Consider the following 2,149-nt stretch of genomic DNA (forward strand, 5'->3'; position numbering starts at 1 on the left):
TTAAATTAGTGAAAATTAAACAATTTGAATGGACCCCATTTGGTAGATGATTTTTACATTCGCAACACCACCAAGTTTCAGATGTTTTTGTTATTGGAGCATAGCTTAATAGTAAATGTTTAATTTTAGGTATAAAAATGTAATGGATTTAATGTACAATACAAGCATTGTAAAATTTATAATAAAGTGAAGGCTTACTTATGTTTAGAAATACTGCAAAAATTAATAGTCTCGAAGAAGAAAAGAAGTTACTCGAATTAAAACTTTTAGCACTTGAAGAAAAAAATACTCAACTTGAGGCTATATCATATTTTTCGTATGAAGAATACATGGTGACCCTTAGTTCAGATGGTAGAGTGATTGCATCTAACTCAGCATTTGATACTCTTCCCAATCAAGACAAAATTATTTCAGCACTGAGAAAAAACCAAGCAACAATTAATGTAGATGAGTGTGAGGGTGACGTTAAATTCCAAACTATAAAAAATGGAACAATTTATCGCTTTAAAAAAGGGGATGTACGACACGACCAGAGTCTGCTTGCAACTCATCATGCATCAATCCATCAAGCACTTAAAAATAATCAAGATGTATTTACCGCAATGGTAGATCATTTACGTGTAATGTCAAAAGATGCTTTACAAATGACACATGATTCTAATGAAGCAAGTGAACTTGCTACAGAGGCTATGCTGCAAACAGATCAGCTTTCATCGTATATGAGTGAAGCTGTTCAATCTACGATTCAACTAGCACAACGAAGTGGTGAGATATCAAGTATTATTGCTCTTATTAAAGATATTGCCGATCAAACAAATCTTTTGGCTTTAAATGCAGCGATTGAAGCTGCTCGCGCTGGAGAACACGGTCGAGGTTTTGCGGTTGTTGCGGATGAAGTAAGAAAACTTGCTGAGCGTACACAAAAAGCTACTAAAGAAATTGAAATTGTTGTTCAAACAATGCAGCAAGAAACAACTGATATACAAAGCAGCACGGAAGAGATCAATAATCTTGCTTTAAAAACTAAAGATTTAATTGAATCAATTAACAATGATATTGTTACATTTAAAAACAATGCTATTGAGTCTGAAAAAGAGACGAATGTACTTGCTGATTTCGCATTTGGTAGCTTAGCTAAAGTCGATCACGTTATTTATAAAAACAATATTTATACACTCATCTTTGGAGAAAAATCAGAATTCAAAGAGACTGACCACACTGCTTGCCGTTTAGGTAAATGGTATGCTACTCTTGGAAATGAAGCCTATGGACATACAAGTGCGTACAAAAGCCTTGAACAACCTCATAGTATTGTTCATCGCGAAGCTAATGCATTAGCTAAAAAATGCTCAGGGAATAATGTTACGTGTTCTAAAGAAGAAATAAAAAAATCGATAGATACTATTGAACGTGCAAGTGCTGATGTTTTCAAATATATAGACGCTATGATCAATGAAAAACACTAAAAGATATATCAATCAATAAATCTTTTTTGCCAAAATATTATTGGTTTCGGGGAGTATTCGTATATCTCAGCCTCATTATCATTATACAAACTTCTCAAATGCATTACCGCGCGATAAACGGCATATTTTTTGCTTTAGGGTTGACTAGATAATTACGAGTTTAGGTCAAGGAGAAAAGTTGAAATTTCTAGTAGTAGATGATAGCTCAACCATGCGTCGGATCATAAAAAATACACTTGTGCGACTTGGATATGAAAATATTTTAGAAGGTGAAGATGGTTTGCAAGGTTGGAATACTTTAGATAACCATCCCGATACAAAAATGCTTATTACCGATTGGAATATGCCAGAAATGAATGGTTTGGAATTAGTCCGAAAAGTACGTGCCGATTCACGTTTCGAAGACCTTCCCATTATCATGATAACAACAGAAGGGGGAAAGACAGAAGTTATTACTGCATTAAAAGCGGGAGTCAATAACTATATCGTTAAACCTTTTACTCCTCAAGTCCTTAATGAGAAACTTGCTGCTGTTTTGGGTGTGTGATACATAGAATTTATCACACAAAAAAATAATATTTAATTCTGATTTTTTTTATTTTCCCACATATATCCCTCTTGCCGATACGTTTTTATAAAATCTTCTTTGAGCTTTTTGCGCAGACGGGATATGTGAGAGCGTA

3 protein-coding genes are annotated in these 2,149 nt (G+C 34.0%); 2 read left to right on the top strand and 1 reads right to left on the bottom strand.

Features of this window, described 5'->3' with window-relative positions:
• Positions 1 to 200: 200 nt before the first annotated feature.
• Entirely contained in the window at positions 201 to 1,466 is a 1,266-nt protein-coding gene (locus tag CJD30_RS11535; protein WP_294919293.1) for a methyl-accepting chemotaxis protein, read from the top strand.
• Positions 1,467 to 1,644: 178 nt separating this feature from the next.
• Positions 1,645 to 2,013, top strand: a complete 369-nt coding sequence (locus tag CJD30_RS11540) for a chemotaxis response regulator CheY (RefSeq protein WP_294919296.1) — start codon at positions 1,645 to 1,647, stop codon at positions 2,011 to 2,013.
• Positions 2,014 to 2,045: 32 nt separating this feature from the next.
• Here CJD30_RS11540 and CJD30_RS11750 read toward each other — a convergent pair whose 3' ends face one another.
• Positions 2,046 to 2,138, bottom strand: coding sequence for a hypothetical protein (locus CJD30_RS11750; RefSeq protein ID WP_366722942.1), 93 nt, complete (start codon positions 2,136 to 2,138; stop codon positions 2,046 to 2,048).
• Between the last annotated feature and the right edge of the window lie 11 nt (positions 2,139 to 2,149).

Origin of the sequence: Sulfuricurvum sp. PD_MW2 (assembly GCF_002633015.1) — a bacterium.
GTDB lineage: Bacteria > Campylobacterota > Campylobacteria > Campylobacterales > Sulfurimonadaceae > Sulfuricurvum.